Below are 16619 nucleotides of genomic sequence, written 5' to 3'. Positions count from 1 at the left end.
GACATGAAACATATCATTGCAATCCTCTCCTTCTCCTTATGCTTGATTTCTTGCGGCACTGGAGGCTCTACCATCAAAGGTATTACTGCTCTGGCTTCCAGAACCGATTGCAAAGGCCCCTGTGGCAAAACCATGCCCTGTGAAGGAAAACCACTGTCCATTGAAATCGAACTGAGAAATCGGAACGTGCTACAAGGAGGGAGAACTCTTTTCGTCAGAGATCCTGACAATTATGACTATACTGTTAAAATTGAATTTGCAGAAACAGTAGCGGACAGCAATTTTGTCGGTATCATGGATTCGAAATACAAAAGAATTCGACTGAAAGGTATTGTTTCAGGTTATGATGTGTACGTGCATGAGACCTGCACCAGATCCTATATTTTTTCTGTAAAGGACGCCAAGGATTGGAAAATGCTGACAGAATAAATCAACATTTGTTGATCAATAAAAAAGTCCGATTGAAAACCAATCGGACTTTTTTTTGGCATTTTTATGATTCCCTAAAACTTAGAGCAATGTTTTAAATAAAAAGCACTTACCGGTTTAATATTTTGATTTAAATTTTATATATTTTTAAAAATCAAATACTTAAACATTAACATTAATAATTATTTGTAAAATAACAACAAATGGTTATTGTTTTGTCAATTTCTAAATTTTATCTTTATGAGTTATGAAATCGCTTTGAAGTGGTCCAAGAAAATGGTACACAAATCTAACTTAAATTTGTGTTATGGATCAATCAAAGACAAACAATCGGAGGAGGAGGTACGATACCGAGTTTAAGCTTAATGCCATTCATTTGCTCGAATCCGGGAGGAACGCTAGCGAATTAGCTGATTCTCTTGGCGTTAGTAAGCAAATGCTTTACAATTGGCGTAGTCAAATCAGGATTACCAGGAATGCTTCCGTCCAGCCAGGAACAAATAATCCTTATACTGAACTTGAACAGCTCCGTAAGAAATTAAGGGATGTTGAAATGGAAAGGGATATTTTAAAAAAAGCCTTGAACATTTTCAGCCGGCAGACATGAAACCAAAAGCTGAATTTATCCAGAGTCTAAGCGGTGTGTATCCTACTAACAAGCTTTGCAAGATGATGAATATTCCAAGGAATACTTTGTATCATTTTATCCACAGGAGGGATTCTCCCACTAAACATTTGGGATTAAGAGACCGAATAAAATCCGTATTTGACTCTCATATGAATAGGTATGGAAGTCGTAGAATTAAAATGGAATTAGCCGTAAAATATTCAAAAAATGTTAGCCGCCATTTGATTCGCAAATGTATGAAGGAACAAAATTTGAAAGCAATCCAGCCAAAGAGTTTTGTTCCAAAAACAACTGATTCCACCGGGACCAAATTTCCTGCACCCAATTTACTTCTTGATTTTGGAAAGGCGCAAAAACCAAATGAAGTATGGGTTGGTGACATTACCTACATTCCTTTAAAGAATGGCCAATGGGCCTATCTTTCAACTTGGATTGATACTTATTTGCATAAAGTAGTGGGCTGGGATGTTCAGACTCATATGAGAAGCGAACTGGTTATTTCAGCCTTCAATAAAGCAAAACTGAAATGCATCCAAAATAAATTAAGTGTGATTGTCCATTCTGACCGAGGAACGCAGTACTCTAGTAAAGATTTCAAAAATGCCATTAAAGGAAATAGACAAAGTATGACTCGCAAAAACGAAGTTTATGACAACGCAATTGCCGAATCATTTTTCTCAAGGCTCAAATGCGAATGCATTAGAGGTACTGTATTTGATGATTTGGATCAATTAAGATTCACTCTGTTTGAATACATAGATGGCTATTACAACACAATCAGAAGGCATTCATCCATTCAATACTATACACCCTTAGAATTTGAAAATATTTATTATTCGAAAAATCAATTCACTCATTGCAACTAATATGGAAACAAAACATGACTTTGCATTTTTACCCTTAGACGAGGACCAAGCTTATTGCGGACAAAATGTCAAGAGTTCCGCCGACCTCTTTATTCTGTATTCTTCCGGCGGAACTCGACTTGCTCTTGACATTTTGGGAGCAATGCTTATCTTTGTCGCAGGGGTAAAATGTGTACTAATTTTATTTTTTAACTAAATTAGATCAGTGTCCCATTTATTGGTACCATGTCACTTTATAACTAACTAATCATCATTTACACTTGGATAGCAGAAATTAAGTAATACAATATTTTTTAAAATAAATTAGATCTTAAATTATGTGCCAGTCAACCAGTCAACCAGTCAACCAGTCTAGTTTAAAACTAAGACAAAAAAATGAATCATTTTTAAACTTAAAGTCTTACCCTACTTTTTTTTCATTCATTCTTCTCTTTTTCGGATGGGGAGAAATGGGAAATCATGAACGAAACAACTTGAATGCACCAATTTCATTAACAAATGGCTTAATCGAACAGGCGAACCTAGCCTGTCCCAGAAATGATGTTGACCCGTGTTCTTATTCAAACAATGGAGATTTTGCAAATGCTTTGGTTGCAGAGTTAAATTCTATAATCATGGGATGCCCACCCCCATCGGAATGTTCACCGCAATGCTGCCTAAGCAGTTCGGTTTTTGGACTGGCGACTCCAATAGTTATCAATAGTCAGAATATTAATCCTTGGCAATATTGCTGCTCTCGTGAAGATTGTGATACTTACGAATGTGGTACAATAGGGTATCTTTGTAATTATGCGGATCAAGTATTGCAAGATTCAATGCTGGCTAGGGCGAGAAAGAGAGCAATCCAAGGTATGCCTACGTGTGCCACATCAATAAAAGATATAGATTTTTTTCTCAACACTATTACTGAAGAATGCACGCTTGCCTCTGGTTGTTATAGTTGTGAAATTTACATTCAAGTTTACTATTACGCATGTAATTGTGAATAAAATTAAATCTTATGCGTTATCTCTTAATAATTTTTGCAGTCTGCTTTTCTTTTCCTTTTCTAAATGCACAGCTGGAATGGAAACCTACCCTGACAGAACCCTATTACGAAGTGGATGACATTGCCATTCTTCCCGACAACCGATATTATATAAGTCTTAGGAAAACACATGAAATATTCGAATCAAGGGATAGCGGGGCAAACTGGAATTTAATTGCGCCATTTGACATTAAATTTAACAATTTAGCATTAAAAAATCTTGAAGTAGTTCGTGAAAAACTATACATCGGTTTGTTTCCTTTGATACAACCTACCGCATTTTACGAATTAACTAAAAATGGAGTTTTAACTAAAATTAGGGAGGGAAATCATCTATTTAGCGATGCTACGAAAATGGATCAGGAAGGCAATTTGTTTGCTGTAGAGGGGGATAACGTATATTCTATAGATTCTAATTTAAGGTTTGACAGGAACAAGCTTATTTTTTCAGCTTACAATACAATCCAAAGCTTTTTTTATACTGAGGAAAACAATTTCCTCGTAGCAATCCATGCCAATACCCGACCTGACACCGTTCGGATTTATAAATTTAATTCCAGAACGGGTGATTACTTATTGCATTCCAAATACCACGGATATTTGACTTTAAATAACATACTCGTTTCAGAGAATGGATCTGTACTTTATCGTAATCATGGCTCAGAAAAAATCTTTGCTGCATCCTATCAGGATCCACTCAAGTATAATGAACTAATCATAGACCCAAGTGGACAACTCACCAGGATTTATAATTTCTCGCTTACTGCCAATGGTGAAGTATTCATTGTGGCAAATTCTGGAGTGTATATGTGTGATGGAATTCATCTGGATCAATGGTACCGATGTGAGCAGATGAGTCAGAATTTATCATTACCAAACGAAGATGAGGTGAACAATTACTATAGTTTTAAGGATTCACTTTCTGCTCTTATATCTTACGGCACTATTTGCGGAGCATCAAGAGTGTATTGTTTCTCACCTAAATATAAAAATTGGAAAGAAGTCATTCTGGATATTAAACTTGAGAATCTGATAGATCTTAAAACAGATTTTGAGGGAAGACTTTACGGAATGCGTCCTTGTGATGGATATGGTTGGACCAAAACAAGATATTTAGTGAGTAATGATGAGGGAAAAACCTGGGACTATCTGAAGGTTTTTGGTTATGAGGTCAATGGACTAGCCATCAATAAAGAGGGAAACGCGGTGGCGATTACACTCAACAAAGAGGTTAACCTGTACAATCCGCTAACAAAAAGCTGGGACAATATTATTACCAGCCATCTTATCAAACCAAGGGTAAAGCTTTATCATTGTTATTCAATCGGTCAGGATTTGATTTTGGAAGGAATTGACGAAGGGGTATCCTTAGATAAACCGGTATTTTATTATTCTGAAGACGGCGGAAGGAATTGGAAAACGACTAGTATCCCCTTAACTTTTATCAACAAATTCCTGCCGAGTATCGAGACCAACGTTGATCAAGGTAATAATTGGATGATATCAAAATCACAGTATAATTCTGGAGGAATAAGAAATGTGATTTATTCACCAGATAAGGGAATGATCTGGCAAGAGGATGATCAATTCAAGGACTTTATAAAAGTCTATGAATTGGTCCCATTAAAAGATGATCAATTTTTGGTTTCAGCAACTAGCAAAGATCCGAAATACAATAAATTAATTCAATTGTTTCTTGTAGATAGTTCAGGTGCCTATACACTTTTCCACCCTGATTTTGAAAGGTCGAGTTGGTCTATCAAAGTAGTAGATCAAGATTTTATGTTGGCTTATCCAAGAAAGGACGATTATCCAGTTGCGATTATCGAAGCGAAAGACAATACATTATTACATCGATTTAGTAGTTCCGGTCTTGGCCATAGTGAGTATGATTCCTGGGCGATTAAATCTGGGGTAGTGACGAGTGATAAGCAAGTTTTTCTGAGTCTAGCCATGGATGGTATCTATACGAACACCAAAGAAATATTCACCAGCGTATATAATTCAAAATCAGGCAACAGTTTGAGTCTTCATACAAGTCTATCCAATAATTTTTTACAACTAAGTCAATCTGAGGAGGGTCTAGTAGAAATTGAAGAATACTCCATCTTCTCGATTCTGGGATCTGTTGTTGAAAAGAACCAGTGGCAAGGAAACGATGAACTAATTTCGATTAACAAACTTACACCCGGTGTTTATTTTTTGCTAATTACTGACAAGCAAAAAAATTTTCATTCTTTTAAATTTGTGAAATACTAGTAGTACAATTTGAGATTCTTAAATTATTCCTTTGATGTAAGATTATATTTTTTAGATTAGCGAAAAGTATCCACTTGTCACGCGTATCTGCGTAATTCGCGCGTTGCACGACAAGACAGTAACTAGAAAGCACAAAACTTCAATTTAACACTGTCGCCACACTTCCGGCCAACCAATGTTAATTGATTGCGCTTCTTGCCATTCGTGTCTGATTACTGTTTCACAGCATAACCCATATATCCTACTTTCAGGTCATTGTTCTCAATCATTTTCACCTTTTTGCCAAACTCTGAAAAGCTCAGTTTGCCCTTTGCTCGTTGGAGAAGTAAGCCAATCAGTTTAATCGGGTTTACGTTTGGCGACATACCTTTTAGTTGCTTTACCTCCATTCCGTAAGCATAGGAAATTTCTTTTATTTCATTAGGCTTGATAAACATTTCGTAAACGTGCAATCCCGGTTGCACCAAAGCGGTTGATTTCCATTCTTGCCACAATTTTATGATGATAAGTTTGCTTAATGGCGTCCGGTTGATGGTGTCATTTTTACAAGCAGTTCAAGCGAACGCGAAGCACCCATTACCGACTTCATTTCAAAGTAATGCCCAATGAGCATAATGTCTATCAGGGTCGCCATTTCCCAATAAAAGTCCATACCCTGTAAACCAAAAGTGATAGCAACACTGTAAGCCCATGCAACAGTAATAGCAACACCAATAAGTGTCATCATGCCGATGGCGTTGTCTTTTACTTCGTCATATAATCCTTTTAGGAAAGGATAACCACCATAAATAAAAATGAAAGTGGAAAGAACAGCTAACACATATTGGTCGCCTGCAAAAGCAAATTCAAACCCCAACCACTGCTGTATCATGTGCGACAGGGCAAGCACAGGAATAGAAACTATGGAACATACAATAAACCGTTTCCAAAAATCAGAAACATTGTGTCCGGCATGTTTGTCGTGTCCGCTTTCACCACGATGAGCTTGGTGGCCGTGGTGATTCTCTACGTGATGATTTGTATGTGCCATATAAATTTTATTGCCCTAATATTTATATTTATTTACTTTAAAAAACTGATAGTTGTCAAAACAATCTATGATTGTGGTCAAGTTAAATAACTCGTCTCTTGAACAGAGCGTGGAAGATTGCACTCTTTTGGCTTTGCCTTCGGGTTGGCTGGTGCGCTGACAGGCAAAGACAAATGTGTGCAATGTGCGGCTGGCTAAAATTGAATTAAAAAAATGTGCGGTGGGAAAAATAAAAAACACAGAAGGGTCGGCAAAGAGTGTCGGCTTACTCGTTGTCCGTTTGTTGTATCGTTTCTATGTCTGTGTTCACCTGTCAAAATGGTTTACTTTTTCTGTTTTTCTGTCCGTTATTTTCTGTCGGGTCGTTGTCTTTTACGCTTGCTGGTAACGGTTTGCGTGTTGCCGCAGTTGGCGATTTCGGAGCACTTCACTGTCAACCTGCACAAAAGTTTGATAGGAGCACTCAGCTTCAATTTTGCACGTCACCGCCAATTGAGGCAACACGCTGTTACCAGCTGGCGTTCTTGTCCACCGTGTCTGTAAACCATTGTCGTTGTTGAGTTTTACCATCTTTGCCTGTGTAGTGTTGGTCTACGCGGTTGCGTATTTTTTATTTTCAGAAGGGAAGGGTATTTTTTTAATTCAATTTTGTCTAGGCGGATAAGGTGAAAGCTCTTTTGCAAGCTTTGGGCTGTGCTTGGGCTTGTGTGGCTTGCAAATGTGCTAACACCTGTGCGATGGTTATCAATGCTCATGCCTTTGTCCTGCTCCGCTTTTAAGAATAAACTCACTGCTGATTAAGTATGCACCTTCTGTAACTATTGTTTCACCTTCTTTCAAACCCGATACAATTTCAATCCAAAATTTATTTTCTGCGCCTGTTTTAACCATGCGTTGTTCAAAGGTGTTGTCGTGTGCCAATACCCAAACAGTTTTCATTTTCTCTAACAGCACGGCAGATTTCGGAACGGCTAAAACAGGTTTTGAATTTTGTTTAGGACTTACATACACCATCATGCCCGGAATGAGATTGTTTTTAGCGTTGTCAATTCTAAGGCGCAACAGTTGCACTTTGCGATTATCTTCCACACCTGGATTGCTGAACACAAGACGACCCATGTAAACTTCATCGGGGTAGGTTTCGGAAAAAACCTGAAAGGAATTGCTACCGCTTATTTTTTCAATTTCATTGGAGTAAACCTGAGCATCAATCCAAACCTGATTTAAAGTGGTAAGTTTAACTATAGATGTTCCGACTTCAACATATTCTCCTTCTTTTACAAGCACTTCGGTAACATAACCCTCTGTCTGTGCATAAAAGATTATTTGAGGCGAAGCGGATTTATTTTTTCCTAATTCAGCAATTTGTTTTTCTGAAAGTCCCCAAAGCAGCAATTTATTTTTGGACGCAGAGAGCATATCGTCTAACAATTTATTTTCAGTGGTGTTGTTCGTTCTCTTTTCCGACAGGGCAAGAAATTCTTTTTCATCAGCAAAAAGTTGTTCGCTGTAAATGGCGTAAACGGGATTTCCTTTTCGGATGTATTCGCCTGATGTTTTGATGTAGAGTTTGTCTATTCTTCCTTTCACGCGGCTGCTGATAGTTGTTACCTGTTCTTCATCAATGGCGACTGTTCCCAAAATGGTTGAAGCGGGAATAATGGCTTGAAATTTTACCGTGTCGGTTTTTATTCCTGCTAATTGCTGTTGTTGTTTTTCAATGGTGATAAAATTGCCATCTTGCTGTGTGTGTTCGTTGTTTTGTTTTTCAAATTTAATTAAAGACATATTGCACACAGGGCAAGAACCGGGGCTGTTGCTTTTTACGCTTGGGTGCATGGGACAGGTGTAGTATGTTCCGCTATCATGCCCTGCATGATTTTCATTTTTGCTTTTGCAACCTGCCAAGGCAAAAAGAATTGTGATTGAAAGAAATATTATTTTCTGCTTCATATCAGTTTCCGTTTAAAAATGTTTCGCTGTCGGTTAATGCTCCAGCGTGTAAAGCAATTTCTTCATCAGGCGCAAGACCGTTTATGATGGTAACTGTTCCGTTGTTCGTTGCACCTGTGATAACTTTTCGTATTTCAAAAATTCCCGTTCCGTTTTTGGTTGTTCCTGATTTTACCCAAACAAAAACATTCATGCCCGTGCGGTAAACTGCCGATGAGGGAACTTGACCCAGATAGCCATCGGGGTTCTTTTCAAGCGGAAATTCAGCCGTAACGAGTGAATTGATTTTTAAAGCAGCTTTAGGATTGGGCAATTCAACCCTTACCCTGATGAAGCGTTGTTGTTTTTCCTCAAAAGTTTTTTCCGTCAGTAAAATTTTTCCTGTGAGAATTTGAGCGGGAAACAATTCCGATACGATATTGATTTGCTTGTTTGACTTAACGGATGAATGATATTCAGAGGGAATTGAAATGATTGCCCAAACGGTTTGCAAATCGTTTAAACTGAAAAGCGTTTCGCCTTTGTTGATATACATACCCTCACGAATTTGCACACCTGCCGAACCTGATGTTTGGGTAACGGAAGTATTAGCGGACATGCTCATGCTATTCATTGAAGATTGCTGCGTTGCTTCTGAACCTGTATTGGTTTGCGTTTCGGAATTGAAAAGTATGTAGCCGCTTACGGGACTGTAAACAGAAATGGATTGTGCGAATGTTCCTTTGTTTTCCAACTGTGAAATTTGCTGTTTGGTAATTCCTAACAGTTTTAATTTTTCGCGTGATTGTTCAATAAGTGTTTTTCCGGTTTCTGTTTTCAGCAGAAATAAATGTTGCTCCTGAATGGTGTTTAGTTCGGGGCTGTAGAGTTCCAAAATTTTGTCGCCTTTATTGACGAACTGCAAATTGTATTTCACGAAAAGTTTTTCAATTCTCCCGCCAAAGCGTGCCGATACATTTTGATTTCGGTTGCGGTCGTAATCAATGAAGCCCTGCCCTTTTATAGATTGCGCCTCGTTTGCAGTTTGCAGTTTAACGGTTGCCTGACGCGATAAAACCTGTTTATTGGGCGAAACCGATTGCACTAATTCTTCTTCCACTAATTGCAGTTTCATTTTGCAAACAGGACAGTTGCCGGGTTGCGGATAGGTTTTTTCGCCTTCGCAACGCATGGGGCAGATGTAATTACCTTCGTTCTGAACGTGATTTTCATGCCCTTGTTTATTGTTTTCGTTTTTGCACGATGAAAACACCGACACCAAAAGCAAAAAGAGGATGATGCTTATTTGATTATTTAATTTCCATCTCGTATTCATATTCGGCTTCTAATTTTAAGATGTTAAACAACTTGTCATACGCTTCCAATTTTTTCATCAGCAACATTTCCCACGCATCCAACAGCACAAAAAAATCGCCTGTGTTTTGCTTGAAGGCAAGTAAATTGGCTTGCAGGTTATTTTCATAAGCGGGAATAATGTTTTTTGTGTAACTCTGATATTGGGCATTTTCGTAATTGATCATGGTGAGTTTTTCGGCTGACATTCTTGTTGCCATCAGTTGCATGGTTTGCTTTTCCTGTTCCATTGATTGAATTTGAAAGCCGATGGATTTTGTTTCGGAACGATACATTTTTGAAGCCCAAGGCACTATGGGAAGTGTCATCATGCCCATAACTGACCATTGGCTTGGCATACCGAGCATTTGTGCGTGATCAGCACGAATACCAAAATCAGGACGCACACCAATTTTCATTACTTTTTGCTCCAACTTCATGGATTGAATGTATTTGGTGAGTGCGGTAATGTCGCTACGGTTTGAAATGTTTGTTGTGTTAGCAATGCTGAACGAATAATTAACTGGCGCAATGAGCGTATCAATCTGAAAACTTGTGTTTACATCGCGCACCATGAGAATGTTTAAGCCGATGTTGCTTTCTGCAATTGCTCCGCCAAGCATCAGCAGCATATTATTGAGTTCGGCTAAACGGGCTTTGGCTTTATAAATGGTTTGCAGTTGCGACTGGTTGCTGCTGAATTTGGCTTCGGCTGTTGTGATGAGCAATTGGAGTATTTCTTCGCTTTCATTCAGAATGATTTGTTTTTTCTCGGTTACATAGCGGTTGTAATACAGGATTTTCGCTTCGCGCCTCAGTTCATTTTTTGTCCATTCGCTCTTTGATTTTTCAATTTCAGCAAGGGAACTTATGTAACTTTTCTTTGCGTTCAACTTGCTTGTGTTGGGTATCATTTGTTCAAGAGAAAAAACGATACCAGCTTGGTTCATTGGATTGTTCTTTTCTTTGAGCATGGAAAAGTTGTAAGGGAAACTCATAATGCCTGTTGAAAATGTGGGCGGCATCCATGCTTTAGCACCGTCTGCTTTTGCCTGAATAGACTGAATGTTGTATTGATATTGAATGATGGACGGGTAATTGGTTTCTACCTGCTGCAACAGTTTTTTCAGTGATATATAAGACGTATCCTGTGCCTGTAAATGTATCGTATGCAGACACATCAGGAACATAATGGTTATTGATTTTTTCATTTACCTAATTTTAATTAGAAAAATTTCACTTTTCTTCATTGAACACTGATTTGAATAATCCACTTATATCAATTCCATTACTCTCATGTGAAATGGTGTTCGTTGTAACTACCATTTCAGCCCCGGCATTTAATAAATCCTGATAGGCGTTGCCTGCAAATACAGCATGAATACCTATGCAAATAGGTGGGTTCATTCCTGCATTTTTAAGATGACCAACCGTTTCAATCATAGTTCGGGCAGTGGAAATAATATCATCCACCAAAACAGGTTTATGATTTTTATATCGGTCTATTTGAGGAATTGAAACTTTTACGTTTCTGTCACCATGCCTAACTTTTTCTAATATGATAAAAGGGGCATGTGCGTTATTGGCTACCTCGGAAACCCATTGCTCACTTTCACTGTCAGGGCCAATCAGTACCGGATTTTGAATATTGTTCTTTATCCATTCTGATATATGATTTGCTGCCTGAACCACAGTCGCAGGAACCGAATATATTTCGGACAAAGTATTATACCTGTGCAAGTGCGGGTCAACGGTGGTAATAGTTTCTGCAAAGTTTGAAATGAACGATGCAAAGTATTTTGAAGTAATTCCCTCTCCTGAATGAAATTGCTTATCCTGTCGCATATATGCCAGATAGGGAGCAATAAGACAAATGCATTTAGCCCCAAGTTCCATAGCAGTTTTGGATAGAAAGTATAAGGGCAAGAGCTTTGTATCAGGGCGGTCTAAAGAACAAACCATGACAACCTTTTTTCCTTTCACATCTGAATGAATACGGATATACGTTTCTCCATCCGGGAAATTGCGTATAGTGGCTTCGCCTTTACTGACATTATATCGCTTTGCTATCGTGTCAACCGTGGGTTCATTTCCAGGCAATGCAAATAGTATTGTTTCGTGTTCTTTCATTTTATTCGTATTATGTTGTTTTGAATTTTGTAATAACCTAAGGCATAGTTTAATTCTCCTTGTGCTTCTGCATAAATGGTGAACAAAACATCTCCATTACTAACTTGCTTACCTAAATGTGAGTGAAGCAAAACACCTGCTTTTGGTGATTTTGGAGCACCAGACAGTTTAGCCACTTTTGCTAATTTTCTGCAATCAATTTCATTGATAATCCCGCTTTGTTCTGCTAAAATATCCAGACTGAAGGCAGCAAATTCAGGCTCGGTAAAACGCCCTTGTGCTTCACAAATGGAAATAAATTTTGTATAGGCGATGCCTCCTTCCAGTATTTTTATTGCTTTGCTTATGCCTTTACCTTTTTCAACATTTTCGGAAAATTCTAATAATTCACCTGCAAGTAGTAAAGCTCTTTGTTTTAAATCTTCGGGTGCATTGTTTTCATTCCGCAGAACGCTTAACACATCCATTGCCTCTAATGCAGGGCCAATTCCCCTGCCAACCGGTTGTGAACCATCAGTGACCAGGCATTTTATTTGAAGGCCAACGGCATCAGCCACCTCTTCAAAATGTGATATTAATTTATTTGCGTTCTCTTTTGTTCGGACTTTTGCTGTTGAACCCACAGGAATGTCAATAACCACATGCGTTGCACCTGCGGCTTTTTTCTTTGAAAGAACCGAAGCAATCATCTGTCCTTCGCTGTCAATATCCAGTGCTTTTTCAACAGAAATAAGGACATCGTCAGCCGGGCTTAGACTAACTGAACCGCCCCAAACCAAACATCCATTTTCCCTGCTTACTACTTCTTTCATTTGTTCCATTGTAAGTTCTACGTTGGTCATCACTTCCATTGTATCTGCCGTTCCTGCCGGGGATGTAATGGCACGGGAAGAAGTTTTAGGGATAGTCAAACCTGCTGCTGCCACAATGCTTATTACAATAGGAGTTGTCCGGTTACCCGGCAAACCGCCAATACAATGCTTATCAAAAATGGATTGATTATCCCATTCTAAATTTTTACCGGAACGAACCATTGCTCTGGTAAGACCTTTTATTTCATTTATGGAAAGATGATTGCCCGACGTAGCAGTAATAAATGCTGCGAGTTCTATATTGGAATATTGTCCTGTTGAAATATCATAAATAATTTGGTTCAGTTCAGCCTCTTTTAATTCGTTGCCATACATTTTTGACCTTATCAATCCAATGGATGCAATAGGTTGCAAGTGAGATACAATAATTGCATCCCCATCACGTACGCCTAATCTTTGTGCAGCCACTATTGAAAGCCCGGCTTCACCATGTTTCAACAGTTCGTTGTAAACAACGTTAAGTGTAGCAATGATACTTTCATTGTCAAAATGCACTACTACCCGTGTTTGGGCAGTAAATCCTTCCGAAAGACATACATCGCAGTCCGAACGCATATAGATGATGTTTTCTCTGTAGGTGTCTATACCAAGATTTTTTATCTTCAGTGTTTTATGATTATGCATAATTTCAACCGTTTAGATTTGTATGGTTTCGTTCAATTGAGGAATATGAGCAATCCACCCAAAGGTTTCTCTTATTTTTTCCTGCAATCCCTTTGCACCTTCTTCCTCGCTGTGGACGATGAATATTTTTTCGGGCATGGATGTTAATTTATTCATCCAGTCAATCAATCCATTTTGGTCTGCATGACCAGACAACCCTTCTATATTTTCCATGTGGGCTTTTACTGCATAGAATTTACCTCTCATTTTGATTTCGGTTGCGCCTTCCAGCAATGCCCTTCCTCTTGTTCCTTCAGCCTGAAAACCCACCAACAGGATGGTTGCATTTTCGTCCCCTAAATATTTTTCAAAATAAGTAAGCACTCTGCCGCCCGCAGCCATACCACTTCCTGCAATAATTATCTTAGGTGTATTGTCTTCTGCAAGTGCATAAGTTTCATCTACTCCTTTAATCCGCTTGATGGTATTGCACATTTCAGAGCATTCATCGGTGGAGAGTTTATGCCACTCTGTGTTACGATGAAAAACTTCCAAAACATTTCTTCCCATCGGACTATCCATATAAATAGGTATATCGGGAATTTTATTGGTCTTTTTTAACTGCCAAAACAGATACATGAGCAATTGTGTCCGCTCTACAGAAAAACTCGGTATGATAATCGTGCCGTTTCTCGCTATGCACTTATTAATAAGTTTTTCCAAGCTGTTGATGGCAGGTTCGGCAGGATGCAGCCGGTTGCCATAAGTAGCTTCAATAAATAAAACATCCGCTTTCTCCGGTTTTTCAGGGGGATATAACAAGGGGTCTATTTCTCTGCCAATATCACCGGAAAAGACTACTGTTTTATCGCCAACCTGCAATTCAATAAACGTAGCTCCAATGATATGTCCGTTGTAGCGGAAACGGTATCGGATATGCTCGTTAATGTTTATCCATTCATTAAGCGGTTGTTGTTGAAAGAGTGGTAAAGTATTTTCCACTTCCGGCAAACCGTAAAGCGGCAAAGCGGGTTTGTGTTTCGAGTAGCGATATTTGTTTGCTCTCACGGCATCTTCTTCCTGAATTTTTGCGCTATCCTTTAACATTATTTCTGCAATCTGCAAGGTTGGCGATGTGCCATTAATTGTTCCGGTAAAACCATGCTTCACTAATAAAGGAAGGTAGCCCGTGTGGTCTAAATGGGCATGTGTTAGTAATACAATGTCAATAGCTTTTGCTGAAACGGCTAATGGTTGCCAATTTAGTTGCCGGAGTTCTTTTAGCCCCTGGAACAAACCGCAGTCTATCAGTATTTTTTTACCGAAAGCGGTAATGAGGAATTTGGAGCCGGTAACTGTTCCGGCAGCACCTAAGAATTGAATTTTGATGTTGCTCATAAATTTTTGGGTTAATTGTCTCTTTATTTTTATTTTTTTTCTACGGCTTTATCGTTTTGCGATAGAGCATTTTGTTTTGGAAATTTTAAGTTCATGGCTTTCAATTTTTCTTTTATTACAGATGCCACAATGAAATCTCTATACCACTTTTCGTCAGAGGGGACTATTATCCAAGGAACCTGATTGCACCGATTTATAATGTTTTCATATACCACCATATAATCATTCCATTTTTCTGATGACTTTTTATCCTCTTTTGAGTATTTCCACTTTTTAAGAGGGTTTTTTAACCGTTGCTCTATCCTGCTTTTTTGTTCTTCCGGGCTGATGTGCAGATAAAATTTGATTATATCTGTGTCGTTTTCTACAAGATGTTTTTCAAAAGCATTAATAAAGTTGTATCGTTTATCTATCATGCTTTTTGACAACGATTTCTGGATGGTTGGGACAATAATATCTTCATAGTATGACCTGTTGAAAATTTGTATCATTCCTTTTTCGGGTAGTTTTTGGTAGATACGCCACATATAATCATGTTCACGCTCCATGTCACAGGGTGCTTTAAATGAAGTAGCGTGAACACCCAAGGGATTAACGCAATTAAAAACCTTGCGTATTACACCATCTTTTCCTGACGTATCAATGCCTTGAAATATGATTAACAGACTTTTAGAATGAGCTGCATAAAGCAAATGTTGCAAGGAATAAATATCCTGTTGCAAATTTAGAAGTTCACTTTTTGCTTTTTGCTTTTGCACCTCTTTGGGTGATGTGGTTTTGATTTCGTTTATTTTCAAGTATTTCATGTTGTTTGATTTATGTAAATAAAAAGAATGCTTATGCCCGCAATAACGATGGATAGTATTAAGCCAATGACGACCTGCCTGAACAATTCACGTGTTCCTTTTATGTAGCACTCTCCAATTTTAAAAAGTGTATTACTGATTACTGCAAACAGTATAACCATTGCAGCCATTGTCGGTGAGATTTGGATTAAACTCAACTTAGATGCACTAATGTTGATAGCATCAACATCAGCAAACCCTGAAATTATGCCTGATATGAAAAGTCCTTTAGCTCCAAAATATATGTTGGCAAAATAGACGGCTAACGTTATTGCAATATACTGAAGTCCGAAGAAAGCAGCATTCATCAAGTCAAGAGGATTTCCTAACTGAATACTTTCATTTATCATGTCAGCCTTAGGTGTCTTTGTTTTTATTATGTAATATGCATAGCCCCCAGCACTGACTGCCATCAACAAACACGGAATGAGTAGCCACATCAACACCTGCACATTAAATAAAGCAGCTACAACTGAGACCCTGATAAACATCACTGCACAGGCAACAAGGATCCCTGACGCATAATTCATTGAGAGACTTTCAGTTTCTTTGCTTTTTGTGCTAAATATCCAGGTTACTGCTGTGCTCGAAAATGTTCCACCGAAAAATGCGGTGAAAAGAATGCCTTTTTCTGCGCCAAAGAATTTGATAATGAAGTAACCTACAAAGCTTAATGAAGATACAATGACTATCACTAAACCTATGTTTTGCGGATTTATCAGTTGTTCCGGGCCAAAATTTTCATTAGGTAAATAAGGCAGAATTAGAAATGATATGATTGCAAACCGGATGAAAGCATACAATTCATCTTGTGTAATCTGCTTTACTGTGGATTTGAGTTTAGTTTTAAAAGTCAATAATGCGGAGGCGATGACTGCAACGGTGAGCGTTTCCTTAATTAAATGTAAAGCGGAAAACACTCCCAAAAAGAACACTAAGACAAGTGAAAATTCCGTTACAAGACCGAAATGCTCTTTTTTGACTTTGGAAAAGTGAAAAACACTAATAAAGAAGAAAACGGAGGGAATGGCAACCAAAAGAATATTAAAATTAAACTCGGTTGCCAAATAAGTTACAACGCAACCAAGAATTGCCGCTAAAACAAAAGTTCTTAACCCTGCAAAATGTTCGTTGCCAGACAAAGTATCAAACTCGCGTTCAAGCCCTATTATTACGCCCACGCCTACGGATACCAATAAACTAAGTAAAAAGGGAGAAAGTAAGTTGTTGAGTATATCGTGCATCTT

The 16619-nt window shown here is 38.3% G+C and carries 15 protein-coding genes; 5 read left to right on the top strand and 10 right to left on the bottom strand.

Features of this window, described 5'->3' with window-relative positions; translation table 11 throughout:
- Positions 1 to 3 precede the first annotated feature (3 nt).
- From IPM48_08695 to IPM48_08675, 5 genes are all read left to right on the top strand, one after another.
- On the top strand, positions 4 to 429 hold the full coding sequence (locus tag IPM48_08695; protein MBK9271665.1) for a hypothetical protein: 426 nt from the start codon (positions 4 to 6) through the stop codon (positions 427 to 429).
- A gap of 307 nt (positions 430 to 736) precedes the next feature.
- A complete protein-coding gene (locus IPM48_08690) occupies positions 737 to 1036 on the top strand; it encodes a transposase (GenBank protein MBK9271664.1) in 300 nt (99 codons plus the stop codon).
- Entirely contained in the window at positions 1033 to 1923 is an 891-nt protein-coding gene (locus IPM48_08685; protein MBK9271663.1) for an IS3 family transposase, read from the top strand. The genes IPM48_08690 and IPM48_08685 overlap by 4 nt, the downstream gene beginning before the upstream one ends.
- Before the next feature lie 317 nt (positions 1924 to 2240).
- Complete coding sequence (locus tag IPM48_08680) at positions 2241 to 2912, top strand: hypothetical protein (GenBank protein ID MBK9271662.1); 672 nt, start codon at positions 2241 to 2243, stop codon at positions 2910 to 2912.
- 11 nt (positions 2913 to 2923) lie between these two features.
- Positions 2924 to 5209: a T9SS type A sorting domain-containing protein gene (locus tag IPM48_08675; protein MBK9271661.1), complete on the top strand. Its 2286-nt coding sequence runs from the start codon at positions 2924 to 2926 to the stop codon at positions 5207 to 5209.
- Positions 5210 to 5421: 212 nt separating this feature from the next.
- Here IPM48_08675 and IPM48_08670 read toward each other — a convergent pair whose 3' ends face one another.
- From IPM48_08670 to IPM48_08625, 10 genes are all read right to left on the bottom strand, one after another.
- Positions 5422 to 5703 carry a hypothetical protein gene (locus IPM48_08670; GenBank protein ID MBK9271660.1) on the bottom strand — a complete coding sequence of 94 codons (282 nt, stop codon included), beginning with the start codon at positions 5701 to 5703 and terminating at the stop codon, positions 5422 to 5424.
- A gap of 20 nt (positions 5704 to 5723) precedes the next feature.
- Positions 5724 to 6239, bottom strand: coding sequence for a hypothetical protein (locus IPM48_08665; protein MBK9271659.1), 516 nt, complete (start codon positions 6237 to 6239; stop codon positions 5724 to 5726).
- 744 nt (positions 6240 to 6983) lie between these two features.
- Positions 6984 to 8192, bottom strand: coding sequence for an efflux RND transporter periplasmic adaptor subunit (locus IPM48_08660; protein MBK9271658.1), 1209 nt, complete (start codon positions 8190 to 8192; stop codon positions 6984 to 6986).
- A 1-nt stretch (position 8193) separates the two neighbouring features.
- On the bottom strand, positions 8194 to 9507 hold the full coding sequence (locus IPM48_08655; protein MBK9271657.1) for an efflux RND transporter periplasmic adaptor subunit: 1314 nt from the start codon (positions 9505 to 9507) through the stop codon (positions 8194 to 8196).
- Entirely contained in the window at positions 9482 to 10735 is a 1254-nt protein-coding gene (locus tag IPM48_08650; GenBank protein ID MBK9271656.1) for a TolC family protein, read from the bottom strand. The genes IPM48_08655 and IPM48_08650 overlap by 26 nt, the downstream gene beginning before the upstream one ends.
- A 25-nt stretch (positions 10736 to 10760) precedes the next feature.
- Positions 10761 to 11654, bottom strand: a complete 894-nt coding sequence (locus IPM48_08645) for a ribose-phosphate pyrophosphokinase (protein MBK9271655.1) — start codon at positions 11652 to 11654, stop codon at positions 10761 to 10763.
- Positions 11651 to 13150, bottom strand: a complete 1500-nt coding sequence (locus tag IPM48_08640) for a thymidine phosphorylase family protein (GenBank protein ID MBK9271654.1) — start codon at positions 13148 to 13150, stop codon at positions 11651 to 11653. The genes IPM48_08645 and IPM48_08640 overlap by 4 nt, the downstream gene beginning before the upstream one ends.
- A 12-nt stretch (positions 13151 to 13162) precedes the next feature.
- A complete protein-coding gene (locus IPM48_08635) occupies positions 13163 to 14527 on the bottom strand; it encodes an MBL fold metallo-hydrolase (GenBank protein ID MBK9271653.1) in 1365 nt (454 codons plus the stop codon).
- 29 nt (positions 14528 to 14556) lie between these two features.
- A complete protein-coding gene (locus tag IPM48_08630) occupies positions 14557 to 15333 on the bottom strand; it encodes a polyphosphate kinase (GenBank protein MBK9271652.1) in 777 nt (258 codons plus the stop codon).
- Positions 15330 to 16616, bottom strand: coding sequence for an MgtC/SapB family protein (locus IPM48_08625; GenBank protein ID MBK9271651.1), 1287 nt, complete (start codon positions 16614 to 16616; stop codon positions 15330 to 15332). The genes IPM48_08630 and IPM48_08625 overlap by 4 nt, the downstream gene beginning before the upstream one ends.
- Positions 16617 to 16619 lie beyond the last annotated feature (3 nt).

It is taken from the genome of Saprospiraceae bacterium (assembly GCA_016715965.1).
In the GTDB taxonomy this organism is placed as follows: domain Bacteria; phylum Bacteroidota; class Bacteroidia; order Chitinophagales; family Saprospiraceae; genus Vicinibacter.
Note: the sequence above shows the minus strand (reverse complement) of the source record. Positions and strands in the feature narration are given on the sequence as shown.

What these genes read in the sequence shown, in the direction of transcription:
- IPM48_08630 (MBK9271652.1), bottom strand. Translation starts at nt 15,333, where the DNA reads ATGAAATACTTGAAAATAAACGAAATCAAAACCACATCACCCAAAGAG.
- IPM48_08645 (MBK9271655.1), bottom strand. Translation starts at nt 11,654, where the DNA reads ATGAAAGAACACGAAACAATACTATTTGCATTGCCTGGAAATGAACCC.
- IPM48_08695 (MBK9271665.1), top strand. Translation starts at nt 4, where the DNA reads ATGAAACATATCATTGCAATCCTCTCCTTCTCCTTATGCTTGATTTCT.
- IPM48_08635 (MBK9271653.1), bottom strand. Translation starts at nt 14,527, where the DNA reads ATGAGCAACATCAAAATTCAATTCTTAGGTGCTGCCGGAACAGTTACC.
- IPM48_08640 (MBK9271654.1), bottom strand. Translation starts at nt 13,150, where the DNA reads ATGCATAATCATAAAACACTGAAGATAAAAAATCTTGGTATAGACACC.
- IPM48_08660 (MBK9271658.1), bottom strand. Translation starts at nt 8,192, where the DNA reads ATGAAGCAGAAAATAATATTTCTTTCAATCACAATTCTTTTTGCCTTG.
- IPM48_08665 (MBK9271659.1), bottom strand. Translation starts at nt 6,239, where the DNA reads ATGGCACATACAAATCATCACGTAGAGAATCACCACGGCCACCAAGCT.
- IPM48_08650 (MBK9271656.1), bottom strand. Translation starts at nt 10,735, where the DNA reads ATGAAAAAATCAATAACCATTATGTTCCTGATGTGTCTGCATACGATA.
- IPM48_08655 (MBK9271657.1), bottom strand. Translation starts at nt 9,507, where the DNA reads ATGAATACGAGATGGAAATTAAATAATCAAATAAGCATCATCCTCTTT.
- IPM48_08675 (MBK9271661.1), top strand. Translation starts at nt 2,924, where the DNA reads ATGCGTTATCTCTTAATAATTTTTGCAGTCTGCTTTTCTTTTCCTTTT.
- IPM48_08685 (MBK9271663.1), top strand. Translation starts at nt 1,033, where the DNA reads ATGAAACCAAAAGCTGAATTTATCCAGAGTCTAAGCGGTGTGTATCCT.
- IPM48_08680 (MBK9271662.1), top strand. Translation starts at nt 2,241, where the DNA reads ATGTGCCAGTCAACCAGTCAACCAGTCAACCAGTCTAGTTTAAAACTA.
- IPM48_08690 (MBK9271664.1), top strand. Translation starts at nt 737, where the DNA reads ATGGATCAATCAAAGACAAACAATCGGAGGAGGAGGTACGATACCGAG.
- IPM48_08625 (MBK9271651.1), bottom strand. Translation starts at nt 16,616, where the DNA reads ATGCACGATATACTCAACAACTTACTTTCTCCCTTTTTACTTAGTTTA.